Below are 24,756 nucleotides of genomic sequence, written 5' to 3'. Positions count from 1 at the left end.
TAACCCCATGCCGTTGTCGCACGACCACATCCGCACCACCGTCGAGACCTACCTCGCCCGCCACCCTCACGAACGCGACCAGCTCGACGGACTCCTGGCCGCCCTCGACCGTCCCACTGACATCGCCAGCCGCTCCACCTTCACCGGCCACGTCACCTGCGGCGCGATCGTCGTCGACCCGCTCGGCCGCGTCCTTCACGTGCTGCACCTGGCGAGCGGGAAGGTCCTCGCCCCCGGTGGACACCCCGAGCCCGAGGATGAGTCCCTGGCAGCAGCGGCGCTTCGCGAGCTGCACGAGGAGACCGGCATCCCGCCGCAGGCCGTGGCACCGTGGCCCGGCTACGAATCTGTGCCGTTCGACATCGACATCCACGACATCGAGGCCCACCCGGGCAAAGGCGAACCCGGCCACCAGCACTTCGACTTCCGGTTCCTCTTCAGCCTGCACACCGCGGCCGAGGCGCCGGTGGTGCTGCAGGAAGAAGAGGTCGGCGGCATCGAGTGGCGGCCCGTGGACCGGGTGTCCTCCCCCTCCCTGCGCGAGAAGCTGCTCAAGCTCACGCCGGAGACCGAACCGGAGAGGGCCAACGCCTCCGCCCTGATCTACAACGACCGCGGCGAGTACCTGCTCCACCTGCGCGACTACTTCCCCGGCCGGATCTGGGAGCCGGGCATGTGGTCACTGCTGGGCGGCGGCCGAGAGCCCCAGGACGCCACCCTGGAACACACCGTCCGGCGCGAACTGGCCGAGGAAACCGGTCTCCACATCGCCGACCTGACACCATTCGGCACCGAGTACGCCTCCGACGACGCCGGTGCGAGCGTGCCCATCGCCATCTACGCCGGCCGCTGGAACGGCGACCCCCGCGAACTCAGCCTGACGGAAGGGGTGATGCTGGCCTGGTTCGCCCCCGACGACCTCCACCGCCTGCGCATCGCAGACACCACCAGCGACCTCGTACGGCGCCACGCCGCCAGCCTCCCGGCCAGCGCTCCCAGCACTGCGTCGCAGAACGGGCTCTCGTCGCACGAGGAGCGTCGCCCAGCCTCCCCACACGGCACGGTCCTCAACGTCATCGGCGTCCACCTCTACCTGGAGCGCCCCGACGGGACGGTGTTGCTCGGGCTGCGCCACCCCGACTCCGCGTTCGCGCCCTCCACCTGGCACGCCCTGGCCGGCCACTGCGAGCAGGAGAACGCCATCACCTGCCTGATCAGGGAGGCACGGGAGGAAGCCGGCCTGCACATCGAGCGCCAGCACGTCGAACTCGTCCACGTCATCCATCACATCGACAAGGCCGGGGACCGGCCCCGCATGGGCCTGTTCTTCCGCGCTCGCACCTGGAGCGGCGAGCCGGAACTGCGTGAGCCGGACAAGTGCACCCAGTGGAAGTTCTGGGACCCGGCCGCGCTGCCCGACAACCTCGTTTCCTATACCCGCCAAGCCATCGCGAAGATCCAGAACGGGGACCTGTACAGCGAGACGGGCTGGCCCGCATGACCGGCACCCCGAGCGGCGCACACCGTCGTGTGCCCACTGCAACTGCGGCCGGCCGTGAGAACACCCGTCTGGTGGTGATCCGCGGCAACTCGGCGTCAGGCAAGTCACGCGTGGCCCAGGGCCTGCGAGATCACTACGGCCGCGGTATCGCGATCGTGGGCCAGGACGTGATCCGCCGGAACGTGCTCAGGGAACACGACACCGCGCGCGGCGCCAGCATCGCCCTGCTGGGCCGGGTCGCACGCGAAGCACTGAACGCCGGCTTTCACGTGGTGCTTGAGGGGATCTTGTACGCCGATCGCTACAGCCAGATGATCACGTCTCTGGTACGGGACCACCGCGGCGTCTCCTGCTGTTACTACCTGGACGTGCCGCTGGAATCGACGTTTGTCCGACACGCGTCGAAGGCGGATGCCGCGTACTTGGCGCAAGTCACCGACAGCCACCTCGCCTCCTGGTACCGCGAGCTGGATCTGCTGCCCGGCGGTCTGGAGACCGTGATCCCGGCCGACAGCACGCTGCAGGACACCATCGCGCGAATCCTGCGCGAAAGCGACCTGGCCTCTGCCTCCCCAATCCCGCCGCCGCAGTGCAAGCCGTCGCAGGGAGACTCGATGAGCAGTCTGGTGTTGATGTCCGATCCGCAGGTCGCCGCGATCCCGGTGCGCGAGTGCGGGGAGCCGCTCGTCGACGTGCGTGACCACAGCTTCCGCGTCGATCCCCGCAAGCGCAAGATCCGCTGGGCGCGTTCGCCCACGTCCGCGAGGGCGTCCTGGCCCGGCTGGAGCACGCCCGCTCGCTCCTGCCCGCTGGCACCGACCTGCTGTTCATCGAGGGCTACCGGCCGCTGGCTCTACAGCAGCGCTACTTCACCGAGTACCGGGACGAGCTGGCCGCTGCTCACCGCGGCTGGACAGCTGAGCAGCTGTGCCAGGCCGCCAGCCGGTACGTGTCACCACCGGAGATCGCGCCCCACTCCGCGGGCGCGGCCGTGGACGTAACCCTCGCCGACCAGGACAGTCACGAACTCGACCTCGGCACCCGCGTCAATGCCTCCCCCGAGGAGAGCGACGGTGCCTGCTTCACTCACGCCACGAACGTCAGCGATCGTGCGCGCCACCACCGCATGCTGCTGCTCAACGCCATGGAGAACGCAGGTTTTACGAACTATCGAACCGAGTTCTGGCACTTCTCGGTAGCGGACCGGTACGACGCGCTGATGCGGCAGGAGCCGCACGCGCGCTACGGACCGATCGAACTGCCCTAGCGCGCTGGCATCCTCGTCCACTTCATCGCCACCCACGCCGATCCGGAAACACAGGAGCGCGGCCACCGGACCCTGGCCCGGTTGGCGCGACGGACGGAACGCATCGAACGGAGGCACGTGTGCCTGACGACACGCAGCAGGCGATCCCAGCCGTCCCGAGTCCGGCGATCGGAGGTGAACCACAAGAGCACCACATGCACCTGCTCGGGCGGTACTACCGCCTAGTGGAAGCAGGCCGCAAGACGATCGAAGTGAGGGTGGCCACCCCGCAGAAGCGCGCCGTCGCAGTCGGTGACGCGGTCGTCTTCAACGACCGGGACACCGGGCGGGAACTCGACGTCGTCGTTAAGCGGATCACCCCGTACCACTCCTTCGAGGATCTGCTCAGCTCGGAGGACACCGTGCACATCGACCCGGACGGGCCGCCCCCTGCCCGACCACCACCCGGACGGATCCCTCGCCAAGGGCAGCGGAGCCGCCCCTATGCGCTCGTGGTGGCAGTCCGGCCCGTCTGTTCCACACTGCCGCTAGAGCCAGGGGTAAGCCCCAACGACCCCACCGGTACGAGCACCACGAGGGAGCACGACATCGTGAGCGAGTCGACCGCCGTCCTGCTCATCGGGATTACCGGCTCCGGCAAGACGCACCTTGCACAGGCCCTCTCCGCGAGGGGCGTTGTCCGTCTCAGCGTTGACGAGGAGGTTCACCGCCTCAACGGCCGGTACGGCGTCGACTACCCCGAGCACGAATATTTCGAGCGCGAAGCACCCGCGGTCGAGACCGTACGGGCGCAGCTTACGGAGCTGCTGCGCGCCGGCCGGTCCATCGTCCTCGACCACGGCCTCTGGCGTCGTTCCGATCGCGAAGAGTGGAAGAAGACCGTCCGGGCCGTGGGAGGACGCCCACTGCTCGTCTACCTGCCAGCGTCCAAGGAGGCCATCCTGCGGCGCCTCGCCGCACGCAACCAGCGTCGAGACGCCAATGTCTTGACTGTCACTCCCGAAGCCTTGGACGACTTCTTCGCTCGGTTCGAACCGCCTATCGCCGATGAAGACGCAGTCACCTACAACGGTGACGTAGAGGTCATCCGCTCCGTGGTGCGATGACGCCCTCGGCCGTCCCTCCGAGCAGGGGCGCCAGGTGCTCGGCCATCACGAGCAGGGTCCGGTCCGAATAGGCCGGTCCTACGAGCTGCACACCGATCGGGAGGCCGTCGGCGCCGTGCGCAATAGGCATTACCAGGCTGGGCAGACCGACGTGGCTGGTGAGGTTGGCCCAGCCGGTCTGGTCGAAGAAGCTCCGTTCGACGCCGTCGACCGTGAGAGAACGGCTCCCGGCCGGGATCGCCGCGGTGGGAGCGGCGGGCGTAATGAGGACGTCGTACTGACCGTCGGCGAAGAACCGGTGCCACGTCTGCTGGAGCCGGAGGCGCTCCTCGTTGGCGCGGAGCCAGGCGCGGTGTGTCTGCGTGCGGTGGCGGAGGATGGCGGCCCGTGGGCTCGCGTCGTCCGTATGCAGGTCACGGGCGGCGGCGAGTTCGGCCGCGCCGGCGGCATCGTCGGTGGCGGCCGTCGTGGTGGCGTGGAGGAGCTGTTCGAAGAGGCGGAGGGATTTGGCGAAGCCGACCGGCCCCGCGGTGCGGTGGACACTGGCGCCGGCGGAGGCGAGTGTCCCTTCGAGGGCGGCGACAGCATCGGCGATGTTGCGGTCGACGGGGCAGCTCGCGTCGTCGGCCCAAACCGCCACGCGGAGCTGGCCGGTCTGGCGCCGCGCCGTGGGCAGCGTGACGCTCCAGGGGTTGTTTTCGTCGGGTGACGGTGTCGTCAGTGCGGCGAGGAGCAGGTTGAGGTCGCGGGGGTGGCGGGCCAGGGGGCCGGGGGTGACCATGTCGCTGCTGGTGATCCATCCCGGCGGGCGGGGGATGTGGCCGCGGGCTGGGACGAGTCCATGAGTGGGGCGCAGGCCGTAGACGCCGCAGTAGTGGGCGGGGAGCCGCAGGGAGCCGGCGAGGTCGCTGCCGAGGTCGGCGGGGGTCAGGTGGGCGGCGACTGCTGCGGCGGGGCCTCCGGAGGAGCCGCCGGTGGTGTGCTTGGGGTCGTGCGGGTTGAGCGTGGGGCCGAACAGGACGTTGTCGGTGTGCAGGTCCTGGCAGTACGCCGGGGTGTTGGTCTTGCCCATGATGACGGCGCCTTGGTGGCGGAGCCGGGCGACCGCGTCGGCGTCGCGTGTGGGGACGTGGTCGGCGAGGTCTTCGGCGCCGCTGGTAGTGCGCAGGCCGGCCGTCTCGAAGCTGTCCTTGATCGTGAGGGGAAGGCCGTTGAGAACGCCGGTGCTCTCGCTGCGGGCGCGGCGTTCGTCGGCTGCGTGCGCTGCGGCTCGGGCCGCGCTGTCGTCGCGCGTGACGACGGCGTTGATCTGGCTGGCGTCTATCTGGGCGAGGTGCAGGTCGAGCAGTTCGCGGCTGGAGATCTCGCCGCGGTCCAGGGCCTGGAGCTGGACGTGGGCGGGCTGGTGGGTGAGGTCGGTCGTCATGCGGAGACTCGCTCAAGGTGGGGGGATCGTGCGGGCTGGCGGGGCAGGTGGCGCGCGACGTCGAGTAGAGCGTCGATGTCGTCCATGGGCCCGCTGGTCTGGCGTTCAGAGTCGGCGAACTCGGTGAGCTGGTCGGGCGCCAGCCGGGTGCCTTCAGCGCGGGCGGCGATTCCGGCGAGGATCTGGTCCGCCGTGACGGCCGCGGACAGATCCTTTCCGTGAAGCCCTCGAGCCCGGTGACGGGCTTCGCTGGCCTCGCGGACGGCTGCATCGAGGTACTGGCGGATCACGAACCGGCCGTCCCGGATCTCGACTGCTCGGCGGTAGAGCCGGATCGAGATGCGGCGGAAGTGGCGCCTCTGGGCCGGGTCGACCCTGTCGATCGGCAACTCGATCTCGGGTGCCTCCCTGTAGAAGGCCAGCCACAGGGGGCGCAGGCCGTAGTAGCTGCGGTACTGCTTGATCCGGTACCGGACGCTCTGGGCCTGGTCGCTGATGGTGGGCACGAGCCAGCCGATCAGCGTGAGAATGGCGCCGACATCGCCGCAGGCCCAGGCGAAGCCCTCCCATTCTGTGAGGGAGGTGTTGAAGGCGCCGGCGATCACGTTGCCGATGCGGACGGCGCTGTATCCGAGGGTGATGGTCGCGCCGAGGGCGACGATGCGCAGGCCGACGCGGACGGACCCGCGAGTGCTGCGGCGGGCCAGGCGCCAGCAGGCGCGGGCGAGGAAGACCTCGCCGATGGTGTAGGCCGTGACGTACAGGGTGAGGTACGCGGCGTACCAGTCGTCGTGCGCGTAGTAGAGCGTGAAGTCGATCGGGTGCGGCGCGTTGGGCGTCAGCAGGGCGAACAGCACCAGCAGCCCGGCGATCACCGCGAAGCCGGCCCAGAGCCAGCGGTGACTGCGCCGGCGGGCTACCTCGGGCGGGGTTCCCCAGTAGGTGAGGACCACCTGTTGGCAGGCCAGGAGGGCGACCACGCAGCCCTGGGCGAGGGGCACGGAGATGTTGACGGTGCCGAGCGCGCGGTCGAGGTAGTTCCACATCGGCGTGATGGAGAACAGGAACGAGAGCCCTGACAGCAGGAAGACAGCGGCCAGCGCGGCGGAGGCGGGGTCGCGGCGCCGGGTGGGCACGTCCCGCAGGAGGCAGAGGAAGCCGAGTGTCGCGACGACGAGGCTGATCGGGTGGAGCAGGTCCTTCACGGCCGGGCCTCCCGTCGGCGCAGCAGCGTGTGCGTCACCCGATCCTGCACTTCGTCCCCGGACGACTCATCGCTGCGCAACCACCAGTCGATGATCCGGCGCTGGAGCAGCGATGCGAGGAGTTCGGTGTCTCGCTCCTCGTCCTCGTCGTACTTGGTGCGCCCCAGCATCATCTGCACGGTGGCCGGGTCCACGCTGGTGATGAACGCCGGAGCCAGCGCGGAGACCGGTCGGTTCTCGTGGTGGCCGAGGAGTAGGTGGCTGAACTCGTGGGCGATGATGTGGTCCTGGTGCAGGACGCTGGTCCACGGGTCGTAGAAAACGTGGACGGCACTCTCTGTAACGGCACATGCCCCGCACACCGAGGGCGCCTGCTCCCGGGGCTCTAGGACCACCGTCCGTCCCGTGCGGCGAGAGACCTCGTCGCTGAGGTCGCGGATATTGGTGACGTGCGGGAGCTTCAACTCGGCCAAGAGGTCAGGCCGGCGCAGCCTACGTGCAGACCACATTGCTTTCCTTGATCATTTACTGAACTGCAGCCGTTTAAGCGCCAGTTGAGGGCGGCAACCCCTCGGATTTACGCACGCTCTCAACGATCCCCAGGACGGCATCCTTTCCGTCTGCGGAGACGTCGGATAGACGAAGAAGGACGTTCTTGATCTTCGCGTCGCGAAGCAGCGCAAGCAACTCAATTTCCTGCACGGTCTTTTCGGCGACAGCATCGTCGAACCAATAGGCGGGATCCACGCCGAAGAACCCTGCGAGCGCTTCGAGATGACGCTTCGTCGGGTTATCGCGCTGCCCGGTCCGCAAGAGCCACAGGTACTGCCCCGACAGCTTGCCCAGCCCTCGCTTCTCCATCAGTTCGGCCACTTCAGCGTTGCTGTAAGGGCCGCGATCGGGCGGGTGCACAGTGTCGAACAGGCGGTTTAGGCGATCCATGAGCCCCTTGGGGCTCACCTGACCTTCGGCCACTCTTTCATGATCCTTTCCAGGGCGGGCTTCCTCGCAACTGCAGCCACCCTACCCCGCCATAAACACCAGTTTGACGCGCCGATCACACGTATGGAAAGTTCTTCCCCACCAGCACGTTCCGTGTGGCGCGTACCGCCTGTTTCAGGTCGACCTGTCCGTTTCTGCCGACAGGAGTACGCCGGGCGACGTGGCGCAAGCCACATTCACCCAGCGACATAAGTCACGTCTGGCAGGCCGTATTTATCTTCGATCGGAAAGCGCGGAGGCGACCGTGGAAACACCTCATCCACATCGCATTTCCGCTGCGGGGGATACCAGACTCCCGCTCCAATTCGGACACAATGGCACGCTCTCGACGTACGGGGCAACCGCGGCAACGGTGCGCTTCGATGCGAGGACGGACCCCGCCAGGCACTGTGGGTACGGCTGCGGCACACGACGGTTCGGCGACTCTCTGCAACCAGTACAGAGTTTAAGAACCAAGTCTGGATCTTGACACCGGTCCGTGCGTATGTTCGTCGTCCCCGGGCAGCCCGCCTGCGGCGACGAGCGTGAGGAGACCGCGAGCACAGACCGGACCGCGAAGGTCCGCAAACAGCGACGGCGCCCGAGAGCGGTAACTCGCGGACGCCGAACGCTAAGCGGCATACCCGCCCCGGCAAGGGCGGAGATTGCCCACCATCAACACGCTGAGTCCTTCCGAGGGGCGCGTCAGCGTGGCAACACTGCAAAGGGGAGTATCGCATGCCTCCTGCCCTGCGCAAAAGGCCCTTCCGCCTGGCCTGCGCGGCAGCCACCACCACCTCGGCGCCTCAGCGCCCCGAGCCGGACCGCACCACCCTGGCCCCGGCGAGCCGCCGGACCCGCCCGCTCGTCTGGAGCGGCCGATGAGCAGCGAAGCCCGCGAGTGGGTGTGGGAGCACAGCTCCAGCCGAGGGGCCGCGCGCCTGGTCCTGCTGTCGATCGCCGACCGGGTGGCCGACGAGCAGTGCATCTCCTGGGCCTCGCTGTCCAGCCTGGCCAAGCGCACCCGCGCCTCGGTCTCCACGGTGCGCGAAGCCGTCGAGCGCCTGCTCCTGGCCGGCGAGCTGGAACTGCTCGATGACCTCGTCGGCCCGCAGCGCAGCACGGTCTACCGGATGCCTCTCGCCGCCGAAGCGGTCGCCCAGCCCCAGCAGGAGCAGGAGGACAGCGACACGGCGGCGGCAGATGAGCCCGCTGGCCCTGCGAAGCTTCGGCTCTCGGCTCTGCGGCGGTACGGAATCCGCCCGCGTGAGGTGCCGGAATCCCCCGCGAGGGTCCGAAATCCGCAGGTACCGGAAACCGGCAGGTCGAGGCGGAAACCGGCACAGCGACGTACCGGCCACCGGCACAGCGATGTACCGGCTACCGGCACACAGAACCGTAGTGAACCTGATTTGAACCGGAGGTACAGCAGTAGTGGTGCTGCCGTCCTCCCGGCTGCCGAGTGGCAGGTCGACTCCGCCACCCACACCTGGGCCCGCCAGCAGGGACACCTCGATCGCCTCGGCGAGCAGGGCCTGCGGGCCGCCGACGCGAAGTGGCGTGCACACCGGGCGGGCCATGCTCCGAGGGCGGCGGAAGCCTGGGCTGCCGACTGGCGCTCCTGGGTCGCCCGGGAGCACGCTCCCAGCCGACCGAACCTCTACGCCGTGCCTGGCAAGAACACCGCCGTACCGGGGGGCATGACGCGGACGGAGGCCCACACCGCCGCCCTGCTTGCCGCCCTCGACGAGCCGACCGGAACGGAGGGCTGAGCGTGGACCGCCGCGAAATCGCAGCCCTGCTGGCCTACATCGGCCGACTCGACCCCCGCACCATCCGCACCGACCAAGGCGAGGCGCGCGACCAGCTCGCCCAGTGGCACGAGCTGCTCGGCGACGTGCCGATGGCCACCCCGCACGGCTGGGACGTCCGCGTCGCCGCCCGCCAGCACATCCGCACCTCGCCGTACCAGATCCTGCCCGCGGACGTGGCCCGCCCCTGGGAGAGCTACCGGCGCGACCGCCTGGCGAGGCACTCCGATCCCACGCCGTCCGTCGACCCGGACGACCAGGCCGCCTGGACCGCAGAGCTGGCCGGCACCCGCCGTGCCGTCGCCGCCGGCACCGCCCAGCCCGCGCAGGCCCGAGCAATCACCAACGGTCGCGACGGAGTCGACCCGAAGCTGGAGGCGCGGCTGCGGGAGATCGGCTCCTGCATACCGCCCGCCGCCCGAGCAGCCCTCGCGCCCTACCGACCCGCCCGCGCAGCCCGTGAGGCCGCTGTCGCGCAGGGACTGCCCGATGCCCTGAGCGTGCGGTGCGAGTGGTGCCTGGCCCAGCCCGGCGAACCATGCCGCCGCCGAAGGATCGGCCCCGACGGCGGAGCCCGCGGAACCGCCCCGCGCGCCACCCCGCACCCCGGCCGCCTCAACCTCGCCACCGCCCGGCAGGCCCAGCACACCGAGCAGGCCCAGCAGCCCGCCCTGGCCTGACCGGCGCACCCGGCGCGTGCACCCCGTCCGCTGCACCGCCACCCGACACGTCCCGCATCGGCTGCGACGCACGCCCTGCGCGCAGCCAGCACCCGACGCCGCCCCCGCCGAGCACCGCCCTAGCCGGCCGCCGCGGCAGCACATCGGAGACCCGCCTTGCGCCACATCACCACCCACGACGCGCCGGCCACCGGCCTGCGCGGCATCGCAGACACCAGCTGGCACGCCCGCGCAGCGTGCCACGGCATGGACGTCGAAGACGCCGACGCCGTGTTCTTCCCCGGGCCCCGGGACCACGAGGAGATCGCAGAGGCGAAGGAGCTGTGCGGCTGGTGCCCCGTACGCCGCGAGTGCCTGGACTTCGCCCTGGAGAACGTCCTCAAGGAGGGCGTCTGGGGCGGCCTCACCGAAGCCGAGCGGCGCCCGCTGCACGACGGACTGCACCAGCGCCTGGACTACCGGCGCGTGACCGCCTTCTTCCAGGGACGCGCCGTGCACCTGACCGAGGCCGAGCGGCAGGTCGTCATCGACCACGCCTACGTCCGGGGCTGGCAGCCCGACCGGCTCGCCGCCGCCCTGCAGATCAGCCACAAGCACGCCCGAGACCTGCTCCGGCAAGCCGCCAACAAGGTCCTCGACCGCGACCGTAACTACGGCGTGCCCCGCCCCAAGAAGAAGCGGAAGAAGACCTCCAAGACCAAGGGCACCCCCGCGTCCGCAGCTCCCGTCACGCAGCAGCCGGCAGGCCGCCCGGCAGCGTCGCCCCCGACGCACGCCCCTCTCGGAAAGGCAGCATGACCCACCCCGTCCTCGCCTTCGGTGCTACTTCGGACCTCCCTCTCCTCCTCGCCGCCGTCGTGCCCGCCACCCTCGCGCTCGTGCTGACTGCCTGGACCATCCGGCGCCGGGGCTCTCGCTCGCAGAAGCGTCTCGGCGGCCCGGCGGTCAAGGTCGCCGCTGTCGCCGCCCTCGGCTGCACCGCCTACAGCGCCGACACCTCGTGGCGGTTCGCGGCCGACTACCTCGACATGGCCGGCGCCGCCGAGCGCGCCGGCATGTTCGCCGCCGCCGAACTCGCCCTGTTCGCCACCGCACTGATGGCGCGGCAGAACCTCGCCGTCCAGGGCGCCCCCGGCCTGCCGGGCACGCTGGTCTGGGTGATCACCACGGTGCAGGTGATCCCCGCGTACGCAGAGAGCGGCCCCATCGGCGGCACGGTCCGCGCCTTCGTCGGACCAGTCATGGCGGCGATGCTGTGGCACCTGGCCATGGGGATCGAACTGCGCCTGCGCACACCCGGTGCCGCCTCAAAAGGACTGATCGCCATCCTGGGCCGGGAGGCACGCGAGCGTCTCCTGTCTCGCCTCGGCATCGCTGCGCGAGACCGCGACGCCGCACAGATCACCCGGGACCGGGCCACCGCCCGTGCGGTCACCCTCGCCGCCCGCCTCGCCGAGCGCACACCCGAGCAGCAGCGGAACCGTCGAGGCCGGCGGCTGACCCGACGCCTGTCGAAGGCGGTCGGCAGGGCTTCGGTCGGCACCGACCCCCTCCAGCGAGCACAGCTGCTCGACCAGCTCGCCGCCCGGCGACACGCGCTCGCGCTCGCCACGGTGCCGCTCCCTTCTCCCTGGTCCCCGGCGCACAGCAGCGCACCAGCGGCCACGGTCCCCGCACAACCGAGATCGAATGTGCCGGTCCCCGTCCCCGGTCCCGACGGTTCCGACGAGCCGGTCCCGGACCGAGGACCGAGGACTCCTCGGGGACCGGTCCCCGACGAGGCGGACCCTGAAGCCAAGGTCGGCGCGGGGACCAAGGGCGACGAAACGGGAACGACCGCGGGGACCAGGCCCCCTGAAGACGGCGCGGTCCCGGGGACCGGTCCCGCCGATCCAGAAGCCGCAGCGCGGGACACAGCGGCCACGAGGACCGACCGCAACGCGCGAGAGGTAGCAGCTCAGGACCCAGATTCTCATCGGGGACCGAGCCTCGCGAAGTCGGGGACCGAGAGCGCCGAGGACCGAGGACCGACCGCCACCGAGTCCGGGACCGAGACCACCCAGGACCGAGGACACAAGGTCCCACTCCGCCGGAAGCCGGCCAGGAAGTCCCGGACGAAGAACAAGGACAACCGTGCCCGGTCCCGCTCTCCGCAGACGGAGCGCCCGGCACGCGAGCTGGGCGAGTCCGAGCGCCAGCTTGTCCACGAAGTGCGCCCCCATGTTCCCGCCCTGCTCGAACGGGACGGCAACGGAGCGATCACCCGGGTGCAGCTGCGCGAAATCATCCGCCGCCAGGGCCTGACGGGTGTCGGTAACGACCGACTCGGCCTCGTCCTCCAGGAGCTGCGGAACCAGGACATCACGACGACGAGGAGCACCGCCCGATGAAGACCTGCCACCAGTTCGACACCGTCCGCGCGGAGTACGAGCGAGAGATCGGGTTCATGCTCGCTCACTCCGAGCGGCACGCGGGCAGGCCGGCGGCGAAGTCCAGTGCGAAGCAAGCTGCCTCGGCGAAACAGCGGATGGCTCGCGCGCTCAACAGCCACGTCGGGCGCTGCCCCGAGTGCGGCTGAACTGGCAAAACCCCAGTTCAAAGCCCGTACCCGCAAACGTGGCCCGGCTCCGTGTCGGGCCACCGCCCCGCTTAGGAGGTACGCCGTGACCCCGCGTCCCCCTCGTTCTTCCGAGCCCACCGTCGCCGAGGCCGATGCCTGGGCGGACGTCCTGGTCCGCCAGCAACTCCTACACGCCGTCGTCCTCACGCCGACCGGGCAGTGGCTCGTCCAGGACCGCCCCGACGGACCGGTCGGCGTCCTTGCCAGCCCAGCCGATGTCCTCTCGCTGGCCGCAACCATCCAGCAGCGCACCCGCTCCACGAGGCCCGAATCCCGATGACGAACGCACGCAAGAACGGCACCACCCCGGAACCTAATCCCGACTCCAACTCGGTCTCGGGGCGAGCAAGTTATCGCAAGAGCATTGCTCCCGAGGGGAGCAATGCTCTTGCGTCCCCCGCCCCTGGAGTGGCGGGAGCGGATCGGCACCGGGGGACGCCGATCCGTGAGGATGCGACCGAGGGCGGCTCGCATCCTGAGGGGCAGGACCAGCACGCCTGCCATAGTGCGCACTGCACGCACACCGGACCTTCAAAGCCGCATGTGCAGCAGCGTGAGCGCCTGCGCGACGAGAACAAACGCATGCGCCAGCCCAGCTGCCGCATGAACGACGACGAGTACCAACTCCTCTCCCGTGCTGCCGCCGTGTGCAACATGAGCGTCGCCAGTTTCCTCGCCCACGCCGCTCTCAAAGCCGCCCACGATCTCGACCGTACGGCGGCGGAAATCGCCGCCCAACGAGAAGTCCACAACGAGCTCTTCGCTGTGCGCCGGCACCTCGGCCACATCGGCAACAACGTCAACCAGGTAGCCAAGGCCATCAACTCTGGTGCCGATGTCCCGTACGCCGAAGTCGTACTCGGCGCCGTCCAGCGCGCCACCCAGCGCGTGGACGCCTTCATCCAGCACTACCTCGACACCGAAACGCGAACCGGATGATCCCGCGCGTCCACAAACGCGGCTCGAACACGTTCGGCCTGCTCAACTACCTATACGGCAAAGGGACCCACGAGGAGCATGTCGACCCGCATCTCGTGGCGGCCTGGGACAGTTTCGCTCCCGATCCCGGTCGCGATCCGCAAGCTACGAAGCGACAGCTGCAGCAGCTCCTGGACCAGCCCGTCCAGGCGCTCGCGGAGTCGCGACGCCCGGCGAAGCACGTCTGGCACCTTTCGGTCCGGGCCGCACCGGATGACCCGGTTCTCTCCGACGAGCAATGGGGCGAGATCGCCCGACGCATGGTCGCCGCGACCGGCATCGCGCCGGCCGCCGACGAGGCGGGATGCCGCTGGGCGGCCGTGCGCCACGCCGACGACCACATCCACATCATTGCCACGCTTGTCCGCGAGGACGGCCGGCGCCCCCGGCTCAACAACGACGCCAAGCGATCTCAGGCCGAAGCCCGCCTCATCGAGGCCGAGTACGGGCTCAAGCAGCTCAGCACCGGGGATGGGACCGCAGCGCGGCGCCCGACCAGCGCCGAGCGCCACAAGGCCCAGCGCCAGGGCCGCGAGCGCACCGCGCGCGAAGAACTGCGCGAGAGCGTACGTCGAGCGGTGGCCGGCGCCAGAAGTGAAGAGGAGTTCTTCGACCGCCTCGCCACCGCCGGCCTGCTGATCCGCAAGCGCGAGGCCCCGTCCGGTGACCTGCTCGGATACAAGGTCGCCCTGCCCGACGACCTGAACAAGGACGGCGAGCCGGTGTTCTACCCCGGCGCGCGCCTGGCTCCCGACCTGTCCTTGCCTCGCATCCGCGAGCGCTGGTCCGGTGATGCGCAGGATGTGCCTGCGGCCCGGCGGGGGGAAGCGATTCGTACGGGGCCGGGCAGTCCGGCCTCCGCGCGCCGCGGGACGGCATCGGCCGTGTGGCAGGCCGTGCTCGTCGTCGAGCACGGCGAGGACGGGGTCGCTGCCGCCCACATCGCCGCGGTCGGCGAGGTCCTGGACGCCCTCGCGAAGGCGTCTGCCGCTCACACCCGCCGCGAACTGCGCGACGCAGCAACGGCTTTCGAACGGGCCTCGCGCTCTCACGTCCGCGCCGTACGCGGGCACGATCGAGTCCTGCGACAGGCCGCCCGCGACCTCGTCCAGGGCGGCCCGGCCCTCGGCCGCGGTGAGGACGGAGCCACCACGGCGATGGCGATCGACATGCTGTTCTTCCTGATCACCGCCACCGCGCACTGGCACGCCAGGAAGGGGCACGCCCAGCAAGCAGAGGCCGCCGCCCGGGCAGCCGGGCACCTGCGCGCCGCCTACCGGTCCGCCTCGGCCCAGCCGCTCGGTGTGCTCTACCAGCGCGGCCGGCGTCTGAGCCGGCCGATGCTCCAGCGGCAGACGGTGTTGCTACGCCAAACACTGCCGGAGCTGGCCGAGCAGATCCTCGCCGAACCCGGCTGGTACGCCCTGGCCGCAACCATCACGGAAGCCGAAGCCGCCGGCCACGACCCGGCCGCTCTGCTCTCCGACGTTGCCGCTCGGCGGGAACTCGGCACCGCGGACGCCGTCAGCGACGTGCTCGTGTGGCGGCTGCGGCGGACAGCAGACCTGCCCGCCGATGCCTCGTACGTTCCCGAAACCAGCATTGCGGAGAACCGGTCCGCGACGCGCGGGACAACCACCAAGCCCGCCTCGCCCGGCAGGCGGCGCAGCGGAGAGGAGACATCGCGTTACACCCGGTAAGACCACCAGATGTCGGTATGCGGTCTCACCGGCATCACCGCCGTGGCAACACCGCCGCGCCGTACCGAGACACGCATCATGGCCGACTCGTCACCCGGGCTACCGAGCAGGCGAGTGCCCCTGCTGACGTCGCCGGAGGGGACTGTGGACTTTGTGAATTGAAACCGCCAGCGGCGTGGGGCACGATCATGAAACGCGCAGGACGAGGAACCGAGGTAGAGGAGGACGCCAGGGTGTTTCACCGGATACGCCGCAGGGCCAAGGAACCGAGCGAAGCTCAGAAACGGTTCGCCGAGCTGCACGCGCGGATGCAGGGCCAGGTCCCGCCCGGCTTCGGAGTGCCGGCGCCTGAACCGGAGTCCGCCGAGCCGGCCGCCATCGTGGACGACTTCCTCCCGCCGGAACTGCGGGTACCGAGCCACGACCAGGTCGAAGGCAAGATGATGCCGTGGAAGCAACCCCTGGTCCTCGACGGTGAGATGGCCACCTGCGCCGAGTGCGGCGCATACCGGGACTGGCTCATCCTCTCCACCCGCGGTGAGATCTGGCTGCGCTGCCGGGCCGGACACCAGCAGCAGGAGACCCGCATCGACACCGCCTGGTACAACCGGCACTCCGGGCCAGCGGACGCGACGCACGCCACGTTCGAGGACTGCCTGCGCCACCTCGGACACTGACCACCACTCCTACAACACCACCGGGCCCGCGGGCCCGCACTGACCACCCGTCGCCTAGCACCAAGGGGTCAGTTCCGTCATGCGCGTTCGCGTCACCACCACCGCACTCGGCATCACCGCCGCCCTCCTCGCCGTGCCCGCCTGCTCCACCGACACCACCGGGTCCAAGCACAAGACCTCCTCCTCCCGTACGGGAAAGCCGACCGACGCCGCCCAGGAGCCGGCCGCGCTGTCCTCGGCCGCGCTCGAGTCCCGCCTGCTCGACCCGCGCGACCTCGGCAGCGGCTACCTTCCCAAGCCGGAGCGTCCGGCCCAGCACGACGACGTCACCGTCATCGGCTGCCCGGCCCTGAGCGAGCTGGGCGGCGACGCGGCAACTGGCGGCACGCTCACCTTCCCGCATAAGGCGAAGGCGGACTTCACCTACGGCGGCAGCTCCTCGGAGATCTCCGAGGAGCTGTACAGCGACAGCGTGAAGAAGCTCTCCAACGGCATCGGCCGGATCTTCGACGCCATGACCGGCTGCCCGGCCTATCAGGTCGTCTCCGGTGGCACCCCGGTCGACGTGACCTCGCAGAAGCTGCCCGCACCCACCGTCGGCGGTGATGAGCAGTGGAGCCTGCTCCTGACATTCATCGCCGGGGGACGGAGCACCGTGGTCAAGCAGACCGCGATCCGCGACGGCAACCTGCTGCTGGTCGTCTCCGGCTCCCCGGCCCTCGTCGACCGCCACCTCGACAAGGCCCTTGCCAAGGCCACGGCAACGAGCTGACCTGCGCGCGTCACGCTGCTGCCTCCGACCACCGCGGGTCGGGGGCAGTAGTGCGTTATGGGCTGCGCATGGACAACCCGACGGCCACTTCACCCGGGAAAAATAGAAAAGTCCGGCACCCCCAACTGGGAGGATGCCGGACTTCGATCGTCGAGAGTGGTGCGCGGGACGTTAGATGGCCGGCGCGCGCAGGAGGCGCTCCTGGGTGGCCTCGGGCAGGACCCGCCGCAGGACCGGTGCGGTCGAGCTGAGGGAGGCGGCGAAGGCGGCGACGAGATCGTGCGGGACGCTGGCGGCGAACGAGGCCACCCACAGGAGCGGGGCGCCGAGCATAGGCTCGGCCCACGCCTGCCATCCGGCCGGTCCCGTCTCGTCGTCCTCGGCGGACAGGGCCCATAGGTCGCCGTCCTGGATGAGGGGCGGCACCTCCACCAGGCTGATGTGCGAGGTGAACGTCGGGTCCGTCGCCACCGCCTGGGGTTGGTCAATGTCGCGGAACCAGCCGTGGGCGGCAACAGCGTCAAGGACCAGCTCCGATCCGGCGAGCGGCACGGCAGGCTGGTCGCTTGCGTCGAGCGCGACGAGGAAGTCGACCACAGCCTCGCCGGGGACGTCACGGGTGAAGTAGGCCGACCATTGGGCGAGCGGGCTGCTCGCCTCGGCTCGGGCGGAAATCTGCCAGGCGATCGGCAGCCCACCCAGGTGGAACGGCTCGTCCGCCAGCCCCCACTGGGCCCAGCGCAAGGCATCGGGGCTGATGTGCAGGACGGTGCTGCGCAGGACCTGGCGGTCCTCCGGTTCCTCGCCCGGCTCGTGCCGTCCGCGGACGATCGTCAGGCTCGTCCAACCCAGACCGGCGAGCGCGTCGGCGACGACGTCGTAGAGGCGTCCATCGTCACCAGCCAAGTGCCGGGGGCCGACCCAGAACGCGGGCTGGCCGCCGCGCGGAGCGGACGGGTCAGGTGGAAGGTCGGGGTACAGGGGCGCCTCCAAGGGCTCGGTGCGGGTCTAGTTGCCGCCGGCACGGCGGCGAGGGCGGCGCGGGGGCGCCTGGACGGGACCCTGCCACGTCAGGGCGATGGCGACCTCCGGCGGAAGGTAGCCGAGCTGCGCGTCCTCGTCCCGCCCTTCGGCGAGGTAGACAACTGTCCGGCCGGTCTCGTCGACCGACTGCAGGACCTGCGCCAAGCGGTGCGCCATCGGGAAGAACGGGTTCATGGCCTGGCGGACCGGAGCCCTCCGGTCGCAGCCGGACAACAAGTCGATGAGATCGCCGACGGTCATCTCCGGGGACGTCACGGACAGCCTCCTGGGATTCGGTGGAAACGGGGGCAGTGGAGACGGGCCAGCCTTCGGCACGGCCAGCACTCACAGGACGGGCACTATGTATCGGTGGCCGCGCTGTCAGAGGCGGCGTGAGATCTCCAGCACCCTCGCCACGGTGGCGGCGACGATGTCGGCCGGCGTCTCGGTGTCGAACGACAGGCGGTAGCCGCGCACCTTCGCCGTCCCTGTGACGGCAATCGTCCATCCTTCGCCGTCGGTGCCGGGGCGGCCGTTGGGGAACCAGCCGAGGTAGAAACGGCGTGCGCCGTGAGGCGCTTCGTTGTATCCCCGACGCAGTCGGGAGGAACAGGAGGGAGGTTCTTGGGTCTCCTGGCTTACCTGGACGCGAAAGCGCGAGGGGACAGCAGCATGCCAGATCAACGGTGGCCGTCTGGAGGCGTCTCGGACGGGGTGCCGCGAGACCCGCGCGACATGGCCAAAGCTGGATTGCCTGAAGCCCAATCCCCAGGTGGTAAAACTATCGACCCGCCGGAATGACGCTTGAAACCGGTGCCACTTCCTGCCCTGGCTACGGTCGATGGCCGGGGCACCCTCTGGATCGTGGACCGCCACCCAATGAGGGCGGCCAAGGGGATGAGTGGGCGGCCTACCTCGCGCTCGATACGTACAGCGAAGACGTACCACGGGATCACCTACAGGGCGCGAGCCCCAAGGTGACGGAGTGCCCGTAGTAGTCGCAGGAGCAGCGACCTGCCACGGAGACCGGGAAAGCCGGTCACAGGGCGAAGGGGCACAGGTGTTCTTGACGCTCGGCGAAGGGAGGTATGCGAAATGCAGAGCGCCGAAACGGTGCTGGGCGTCATCCGGGAACGCGGCAGGCACGGCCTGCCACTTGAAAGGCTGTACCGGCAGTTGTTCAACCACGAGTTGTTCCTCCTTGCTTACGGACGCATCCACACCAACGCGGGTGCGATGACTCCGGGCGTGAACGGGGAGACCGCGGACGGCATGTCACTGGCCAAAATCGACGCGATCATCGGGGCGTTACGCCGCGAGTCGTACCGGTGGGCGCCAACACGGCGGGTCTACATCGAGAAGAAAGGATCGAAGAAGAAGCGCCCGCTGGGCCTGCCAACCTGGTCGGACAAGCTGGTCGCCGAAGTGGTGCGCCTGCTCCTTGAGGCGTACTACGACGTCCAGTTCTCCGACCGGTCCCACGGGTTCCGCCCGCGTCGGGGTTGCCACACCGCCCTGCGCGAGATCGTGGACAACTGGCAGGGAACCCACTGGTTCATCGAGGGCGACATCTCCGACTGCTTCGGGTCGCTCGACCACGAGATTCTGGTCGAGACCCTTGCGGAGAAGATCCACGATGGCAGGTTCCTGAACCTGATCGGCCGGATGCTCAAGGCCGGGTATCTGGAGGACTGGCGGTGGAACGCCACGCTCAGCGGTGCGCCGCAAGGCGGTGTCGCTTCGCCGATCCTGTCCAACATCTACCTGGACCGGCTCGACCAGTTCGTTGAACAACGCCTGATGCCGGACTACAACCGGGGCAAGCGACGTCGGAGCAACCCGGCGTACGTAAGCGTCGCCAACAGGATGAACCGGGCCCGCAAACGCGGCGACCGCGAAGCGGTGCGACACCTGCGCAAGCAGAAACGTCGCCTGCCGGTCGGAGACCCCTACGATCCGAATTACCGGCGGCTGCGATACGTCAGGTACGCCGACGACTGGCTGCTCGGGTTCGCTGGGCCCAAACGCGAAGCAGAGGAAATCAAGGCCCGGATCCGTCAGTTCCTGCGCGACGACCTCAAGCTGGAGCTGTCCGAGTCCAAGACTTTGATCACGCACGCCGCCAGCCAGCCGGCGCGCTTCCTCGGCTACGACATCAAGACTCAGTACGCCGACACGAGGATCACCGGCGGTCTCCGGGGCGTGAACGGAACCATCGGCCTCTTCGTGCCTCGGCAGGTAATCCGGCAACGCTGCGCGCTGTACATGAAGCGCGGGAAGCCGGTGCACCGTGGCGTGCTGATCCACGACAGCGACTATTCGATCGTGTCTCAGTACCAAGCGAGTACCGGGGATTGGTTCACTACTACCTCCTCGCTCAAGACGTCTTCCGGTTCAACCGGCTGTGTTGGGTGATGGGGTACTCGCTGCTCGCGACCCTGGCGAACAAGCACAAGTCCTCCGTTGGGGCGATGGCGCACAAGCTCAAGACGACCATCGACACTCCTCACGGGCCCAGGACATGCTTCGAGGTCAAGGTCCACCGAGACGGAGGAAGGGAACCGCTGATCGCTCGCTTCGGCATACCGCTCAAGCGACAGCGCACCGCCAAACTGGCTGACACCGCACCCCCGGAGAGCCGTGCAGGCCGTAATGAGCTCCTGCACCGGCTTCTGGCCGGAGAATGCGAGCTCTGCGGAACGCGGACCGGACTACAGGTCCACCACGTCCGCAAACTCGCTGACCTCAAACGGCCAGGTCAGCCGCCTCGGTCCGCATGGGTCCGGCTGATGGCGAAACGGCGACGCAAGACCCTCGTGGTCTGCCTGCCCTGCCATCAGGACATCCACGCGGGCCGCGCCACAGCCTCAACCCGGAAATGACCACTGGAGAGCGGGGTGCCGGGAAACTGGCCCGCACCGTTCGGGAAGGGGCCGTCGGAGAAGGACCCGCGCCACGGGCACCTCGTCGGCGGCCTACTTCACCGTCCTTCGAGCTGATGTGCACGTCCGCGCGGTCGTCCACGATGAGATGGAAGTCCTCCGCGGAGAACTGATCCGTGACGAGCGTGGGCTGGCCGGGGCCGAGCTGCCACTCGCGCAGGCGCAGAGCTTCGACGGTGGTGGAGAGAGCAGAACCCAGGGGAGCCACGGTCACGGGCAATCACCTCTCTGACCTGGGGTTACTTGCAAGGTCGTCTACGTTGACATGTGCTCGCACACCTTGGCCAGTCTTTCCGCGCTCTTTGCTGTCTGCCCCCGGCGAACTGCCGTTCCGAGTCATTCTGTGGGATCTCAATCCCCGTGGCCGAAGCTCACGGCCAATGGCCACTCGCTGGCCGATCGGCCACAGACCGGACACTGACAACGACGCAGTGACGGACGCGCTGACCGGTGGCCTGGCAGCGGCGGAGGCGGCGGGGCGGGAGCCCTGACGGCAGGGCACTGCGAGGAAGGCCGTTCCCGTGGTTAACAAGGCTGTCGCCGCAATGCAGGCTGAGGGCGAGAAGGTCAGCGGCCCGAGGCCGACAGAGTGTCTTGACTGCTCAACCCGGCCCGGGAAGCGCCACCTCGGCGAAGCCCAGTCCGGCGACGTAGGCGGTCCAGATGCGGCGGTTGGCGGCAACGCTGAGCGCCACCTCCATTGCTTAATTGGGTTTACAACTGTGCTTTGAGGCCCTGGGCGCGGGGTGCGACCCACCCGACGTGCGCGGGGAACCCACGCCGCGACCTGCCAGATTCGACATAACGGCAAGAAGCGCGGACCACCCCCGCGCGAGCGGGGAGAGCGCTACAGTGCTTGGGGTGGCGACGCGAATAACTTGACGCATGCCTCACCATTGAATGAGCGGCGTCGGGTACATAGTTTGCTGCCATCGAAAGAGCGGGATCACGCCCGGCAAGGCGTGACCCCGCGAGGCCGGGTGTGTGAGGCCCGGCCAACTGGCCGCGTACGCGGTCAGTGAAGGGTGACCGGGGACCGGCTACAGGCCGTGGCGCCTCCTCCAGTCGCTGAACCAGTCGGCAATTGCTCGAACTGCCAGCGCTGACAGGAAGGCCGTTAAGACCTTTGCTGGTCCCTTCCCCTTGTTGCGAGACTCCCCGTCGTTCATGTGTGCCTCCAATGCATCGATGGGCGTGGCATGACCACGAACTCATGTGCTGATGCTTGGAGTTGCACTCGTCGGACGGGCCGACATCGCAGAGATGACGATATGCCTCATGGTCGAGTCGGAGAGCCGCCTTCCCGAAAAGTCCCTAATTGCACCCCTTCTCCCGTATGGGGTCATAAGAGCCCTTGGATTGCGCGCTCAGTGCGCTACAACGCGCATACAGCTCGCAATGGAGAATCAAGGTCATCTTCCATGCCGTGAACCTTCACAAGCGGATGGTAAGCATCCGCCCTTGTGCCGAATGCCAGCGCCGAACGGCCGTATCAGCAGCCGAACTGACGCTCCAAGGAAAAGAGGGTGGCGGCCACGGAGCCTGTAGGTGCAAACTGGCCCGTTTCCCATCGGAAGGAGAGGTAGATGGAAATCCGGCCGCTCGCGGCTTTGCGCACCGCTGATGACCTGTCGCTGGCGTTCAATCCCTACGGGCTTGGCGGCCGCATGGAGCCCGAAGACGCTGCGGAGTTCCAACAGCGGCAGATCGCCGACTGCGACCTGGCTGCAGGTGTCGCACCTGGCACACGGGACTCCTTCGAGCGGCTGCGCACCGTCTTCGCCTACGGCGTGCTGTGTTACGACGTGTACACCGTGGTCGGCGACCACGCCCTGCTCATCTACGAGCAGGCGTTGCGCGACCGCTTCATGGAGTGGTGCGCCGGCACCATCGCCTTCCGCGTGTCCCAGGCCGCAGACGTCTCCTACACCGTCACGTCGTACGACGACGTCAAGAAGCACGCGGACAGGATGACGCGGCGACGCGCGAAGCTGGTTGTCGGCACCGACGCAATCGAATTCAATGGGATGCTGCACGGGCTCCGCCGGTGGGCGCGGACGGCGGGGCTGCTCCGCGGGCGGCGCAGTCGGGCAGTCGAAGAGGCGCTTGCCAAGTTGCGTAACCACGTAGCCCATCCGTCGGGCCATCATGTCGACACCCCCGTCGGTGCTGCCCGTACGGTGCGGGATCTGGCGGAACTGATCAACCAGCTGTGGGGGCAAGCCACTCCCGACGGACGCTTGTACCCGGCCCCTCTGCATCGAGAGATCGCCGTGCTGAGCTGGAACACTTCCGGGCGGACGCGAATGGAGCCCGCCGGTGCGCTCACCGCCCCCGACTCCTTGGACGATCAGGAGGACGACGAGTACCAGCACCTCGTGGTACGGGCCATCCCCTTCATCCCGGGTAGTCGCTGGAATGACGAGCACTGGGCGGAGTTCGATACCCGTTACGAGACCACACGCTTCCCCACGGAATACCTGTGGGGGCCGGGCACCCGAGCGGAGGCCCGGGCATGGCTGGACCACGAACGCCCAGAGGGGGACAGCGTCGACTTCACCGACCGGATCTTCCTCGTCCAGGAGCACGAACGCCTGCTGCCGCCGATGCGACCGGCGGTAGCAGCCGGGCTGCCCGACGCCGAACGCATCGGGGTATGGCACGCCGTTCGGGCCGACTTCCCTGACGATGCCTTCGCCCACGTCCGGGGCTCTGGAGATCGCAGCACCGGTCACGCCCGCCGTCCCGGCGACTGCCCGGCCTGCTCCGCAGAGATCCTTGGCTCTGGCACTCACGACGAAGCCTTTCGCGCCGCAGCAACTGCTCTCGGACCGATCCAGGCGGTGCGACTGCCCTCCGTACGGCTCCCGTCATCGCTCTTGTGGCCCGACCGGCCGTGAGCAGAACGACGCGAGGGGTTCTGTCGTGTCGATCAACATTCAGTGGCGCACGATCAAAGCGTGGTGCCACTGGGCACGAGGATGTGACTGGGTGCCCTAGCTGGCACCGATCGCCAAGTACTGCGCTCATCTCGGCGAGGCCAATCCCGGCGTGCGCTGTGCCCTACGTGTTCGGCGAGCGCCTCACCTCTGCCGCCGGCACGCCTGCGGGCGCCCGGTCAGGAATCTGATGGCGTGGCACAGCCGTTGCGTCGGGGACCCACTCCTGTGGGATCTCAAGTGATCTCGGCTAGTGAGCTGGAGAGGGCGCCAGCTCCAACTCGGCCGTCGAGAAGCGGAAACACAGATTGCCGAACACAGTGTCGGGACGTGGCCCGACGTCGCCATGGTGATACTCCATAACAGCGCTTGTCAGGTACTCGCGGGTCCGATGCCAGTCCATGAGTTCGTCTTTGGTCACCAGGATGGCCCACTCGGGAAGGCTCTCGGCGGTGTGCACGGAGGAGGTGAACTCGTCCAGGGCGGCGTACCACTCGGCAAGCTGTGCCTGCTGGTGCCGCACCAGCTTGTCGACACCTGCAGCTCCGTCCTTAGCCGCGGCCGCACGTAGATCCGACGCCTGAAGGCAGCTCTCGCGGGCCTCGTGCCGGCGGTCGGCGTACTTGGCGTACTGCCACCGGCATTCCGCAGGAATACGCGCGCCTTGCCGACTCTTCCAGCCCTCGGCGTGAAAGAGCTCCGCGTGCCAGCCCGGGTCATCCGGCCGGGGAGTCAGCCGAACTTCGGCCGAACCATCGGTCACCGAGTGGACGTCGTTGCCGACCCGGCACCACGACCCGTCATCGGTGAACCGTTCTAACAGGTCCGCTGCCAGTTCTTCCAGATCGCCTGACCAGGAGTTCACGAACTCGGCTGACGCACTGACGACGGGCAGCCCTTCGACCACGATATTCAGTTCAGTGATGTCGAACCGATCGTCTGCGACCCAAATCCCTACCTTCTCCATGGCCGGAGCCTCGCCCACCGGGACGTAGGCAGTTCGTCGACACGCCCTCGGGTCACCCGTCCGTGCAACACCTGAGCACCGGCGGGGCAACGACCGGTACGGACACCTGCCCCAGCGGCGCCCGGCCCGCTCCAGGTGAATGGCCGCCCAAGCGGGCGTCG

At 68.8% G+C, this 24,756-nt stretch carries 22 protein-coding genes and 3 pseudogenes; 17 read left to right on the top strand and 8 right to left on the bottom strand.

Annotated elements, in window-relative coordinates; genetic code table 11:
* The first annotated feature begins 7 nt into the window (after positions 1–7).
* The 4 genes and pseudogenes from AB0E85_RS21250 (at position 8) to AB0E85_RS21235 (ending at position 3,874) form a co-directional block, all read left to right on the top strand.
* Positions 8–1,501 (top strand): NUDIX domain-containing protein, encoded by a 1,494-nt coding sequence (locus AB0E85_RS21250; RefSeq protein WP_361929344.1) that lies wholly within the window; start codon positions 8–10, stop codon positions 1,499–1,501.
* A pseudogene (locus AB0E85_RS21245) lies at positions 1,498–1,911 on the top strand (AAA family ATPase); the annotation flags it as partial. The gene AB0E85_RS21250 and the pseudogene AB0E85_RS21245, both read left to right, overlap by 4 nt.
* A gap of 329 nt (positions 1,912–2,240) precedes the next feature.
* Positions 2,241–2,768 carry a M15 family metallopeptidase gene (locus AB0E85_RS21240; RefSeq protein WP_361929365.1) on the top strand — a complete coding sequence of 176 codons (528 nt, stop codon included), beginning with the start codon at positions 2,241–2,243 and terminating at the stop codon, positions 2,766–2,768.
* A gap of 119 nt (positions 2,769–2,887) precedes the next feature.
* A complete protein-coding gene (locus AB0E85_RS21235; protein WP_361929341.1) occupies positions 2,888–3,874 on the top strand; it encodes an AAA family ATPase in 987 nt (328 codons plus the stop codon).
* Here the strand turns inward: AB0E85_RS21235 and AB0E85_RS21230 are convergent.
* The 4 genes from AB0E85_RS21230 to AB0E85_RS21215 all read right to left on the bottom strand — a co-directional run bounded on the left by AB0E85_RS21230 (position 3,852) and on the right by AB0E85_RS21215 (position 7,480).
* Positions 3,852–5,300, bottom strand: coding sequence for an amidase family protein (locus AB0E85_RS21230; protein ID WP_361929338.1), 1,449 nt, complete (start codon positions 5,298–5,300; stop codon positions 3,852–3,854). The two genes, AB0E85_RS21235 and AB0E85_RS21230, sit on opposite strands and share 23 nt — an antisense overlap.
* Complete coding sequence (locus tag AB0E85_RS21225; RefSeq protein WP_361929335.1) at positions 5,297–6,505, bottom strand: MAB_1171c family putative transporter; 1,209 nt, start codon at positions 6,503–6,505, stop codon at positions 5,297–5,299. The genes AB0E85_RS21230 and AB0E85_RS21225 overlap by 4 nt, the downstream gene beginning before the upstream one ends.
* Entirely contained in the window at positions 6,502–6,978 is a 477-nt protein-coding gene (locus tag AB0E85_RS21220) for a hypothetical protein (protein ID WP_361929332.1), read from the bottom strand. Before AB0E85_RS21220 ends, AB0E85_RS21225 begins: the two co-directional genes overlap by 4 nt.
* A 70-nt stretch (positions 6,979–7,048) precedes the next feature.
* Positions 7,049–7,480, bottom strand: a complete 432-nt coding sequence (locus tag AB0E85_RS21215) for an XRE family transcriptional regulator (protein WP_361929329.1) — start codon at positions 7,478–7,480, stop codon at positions 7,049–7,051.
* A gap of 744 nt (positions 7,481–8,224) precedes the next feature.
* On the opposite strand from AB0E85_RS21215, the gene AB0E85_RS21210 reads away from it, so the two are divergent.
* The 11 genes from AB0E85_RS21210 to AB0E85_RS21160 all read left to right on the top strand — a co-directional run bounded on the left by AB0E85_RS21210 (position 8,225) and on the right by AB0E85_RS21160 (position 16,724).
* A complete protein-coding gene (locus AB0E85_RS21210) occupies positions 8,225–8,371 on the top strand; it encodes a hypothetical protein (RefSeq protein ID WP_361929326.1) in 147 nt (48 codons plus the stop codon).
* Positions 8,368–9,258 (top strand): helix-turn-helix domain-containing protein, encoded by an 891-nt coding sequence (locus AB0E85_RS21205; RefSeq protein ID WP_361929324.1) that lies wholly within the window; start codon positions 8,368–8,370, stop codon positions 9,256–9,258. Before AB0E85_RS21210 ends, AB0E85_RS21205 begins: the two co-directional genes overlap by 4 nt.
* A 2-nt stretch (positions 9,259–9,260) precedes the next feature.
* Positions 9,261–9,977, top strand: a complete 717-nt coding sequence (locus tag AB0E85_RS21200; protein WP_361929321.1) for a hypothetical protein — start codon at positions 9,261–9,263, stop codon at positions 9,975–9,977.
* A 156-nt stretch (positions 9,978–10,133) separates the two neighbouring features.
* Positions 10,134–10,775, top strand: a complete 642-nt coding sequence (locus AB0E85_RS21195) for a WhiB family transcriptional regulator (protein ID WP_361929318.1) — start codon at positions 10,134–10,136, stop codon at positions 10,773–10,775.
* Positions 10,772–12,367, top strand: a complete 1,596-nt coding sequence (locus AB0E85_RS21190) for a hypothetical protein (RefSeq protein WP_361929315.1) — start codon at positions 10,772–10,774, stop codon at positions 12,365–12,367. Before AB0E85_RS21195 ends, AB0E85_RS21190 begins: the two co-directional genes overlap by 4 nt.
* The gene (locus AB0E85_RS21185) at positions 12,364–12,555 is read left to right on the top strand and encodes a hypothetical protein (protein ID WP_057608355.1); all 192 of its coding nucleotides are present in this window, start codon (positions 12,364–12,366) and stop codon (positions 12,553–12,555) included. Before AB0E85_RS21190 ends, AB0E85_RS21185 begins: the two co-directional genes overlap by 4 nt.
* An 85-nt stretch (positions 12,556–12,640) precedes the next feature.
* Positions 12,641–12,877, top strand: a complete 237-nt coding sequence (locus AB0E85_RS21180) for a hypothetical protein (RefSeq protein ID WP_361929312.1) — start codon at positions 12,641–12,643, stop codon at positions 12,875–12,877.
* Between the two features lie 263 nt (positions 12,878–13,140).
* On the top strand, positions 13,141–13,536 hold the full coding sequence (gene mobC / locus AB0E85_RS21175) for a plasmid mobilization relaxosome protein MobC (protein WP_361929309.1): 396 nt from the start codon (positions 13,141–13,143) through the stop codon (positions 13,534–13,536).
* Positions 13,533–15,275: a relaxase/mobilization nuclease domain-containing protein gene (locus tag AB0E85_RS21170; RefSeq protein ID WP_361929307.1), complete on the top strand. Its 1,743-nt coding sequence runs from the start codon at positions 13,533–13,535 to the stop codon at positions 15,273–15,275. Before mobC ends, AB0E85_RS21170 begins: the two co-directional genes overlap by 4 nt.
* Positions 15,276–15,508: 233 nt before the next feature.
* Entirely contained in the window at positions 15,509–15,952 is a 444-nt protein-coding gene (locus AB0E85_RS21165; protein WP_361929304.1) for a hypothetical protein, read from the top strand.
* Between the two features lie 79 nt (positions 15,953–16,031).
* Entirely contained in the window at positions 16,032–16,724 is a 693-nt protein-coding gene (locus tag AB0E85_RS21160; protein WP_361929301.1) for a hypothetical protein, read from the top strand.
* Positions 16,725–16,895: 171 nt separating this feature from the next.
* On the opposite strand, the gene AB0E85_RS21155 is transcribed toward AB0E85_RS21160, so the two are convergent.
* The 3 genes and pseudogenes from AB0E85_RS21155 to AB0E85_RS21145 form a co-directional block, all read right to left on the bottom strand.
* Complete coding sequence (locus AB0E85_RS21155) at positions 16,896–17,717, bottom strand: DUF317 domain-containing protein (RefSeq protein ID WP_361929298.1); 822 nt, start codon at positions 17,715–17,717, stop codon at positions 16,896–16,898.
* Positions 17,718–17,732: 15 nt separating this feature from the next.
* The gene (locus AB0E85_RS21150) at positions 17,733–18,023 is read right to left on the bottom strand and encodes a hypothetical protein (protein ID WP_361929295.1); all 291 of its coding nucleotides are present in this window, start codon (positions 18,021–18,023) and stop codon (positions 17,733–17,735) included.
* 105 nt (positions 18,024–18,128) lie between these two features.
* A pseudogene (locus tag AB0E85_RS21145) lies at positions 18,129–18,308 on the bottom strand (DUF317 domain-containing protein); the annotation flags it as partial.
* A 534-nt stretch (positions 18,309–18,842) separates the two neighbouring features.
* Here AB0E85_RS21145 and AB0E85_RS21140 point away from each other — a divergent pair.
* Together AB0E85_RS21140 and AB0E85_RS21135 are read left to right on the top strand one after the other, a co-directional pair.
* Positions 18,843–20,629, top strand: a pseudogene (locus tag AB0E85_RS21140) (reverse transcriptase domain-containing protein).
* A 1,646-nt stretch (positions 20,630–22,275) separates the two neighbouring features.
* Positions 22,276–23,589: a hypothetical protein gene (locus AB0E85_RS21135; protein ID WP_361929293.1), complete on the top strand. Its 1,314-nt coding sequence runs from the start codon at positions 22,276–22,278 to the stop codon at positions 23,587–23,589.
* A gap of 289 nt (positions 23,590–23,878) precedes the next feature.
* Here AB0E85_RS21135 and AB0E85_RS21130 read toward each other — a convergent pair whose 3' ends face one another.
* Positions 23,879–24,595 carry a hypothetical protein gene (locus AB0E85_RS21130; RefSeq protein ID WP_361929291.1) on the bottom strand — a complete coding sequence of 239 codons (717 nt, stop codon included), beginning with the start codon at positions 24,593–24,595 and terminating at the stop codon, positions 23,879–23,881.
* Between the last annotated feature and the right edge of the window lie 161 nt (positions 24,596–24,756).

It is taken from the genome of Streptomyces sp. NPDC029044, from assembly GCF_040637495.1.
In the GTDB taxonomy this organism is placed as follows: Bacteria; Actinomycetota; Actinomycetes; order Streptomycetales; family Streptomycetaceae; genus Streptomyces.
This window is presented reverse-complemented; position numbering and strand designations above follow the sequence as displayed.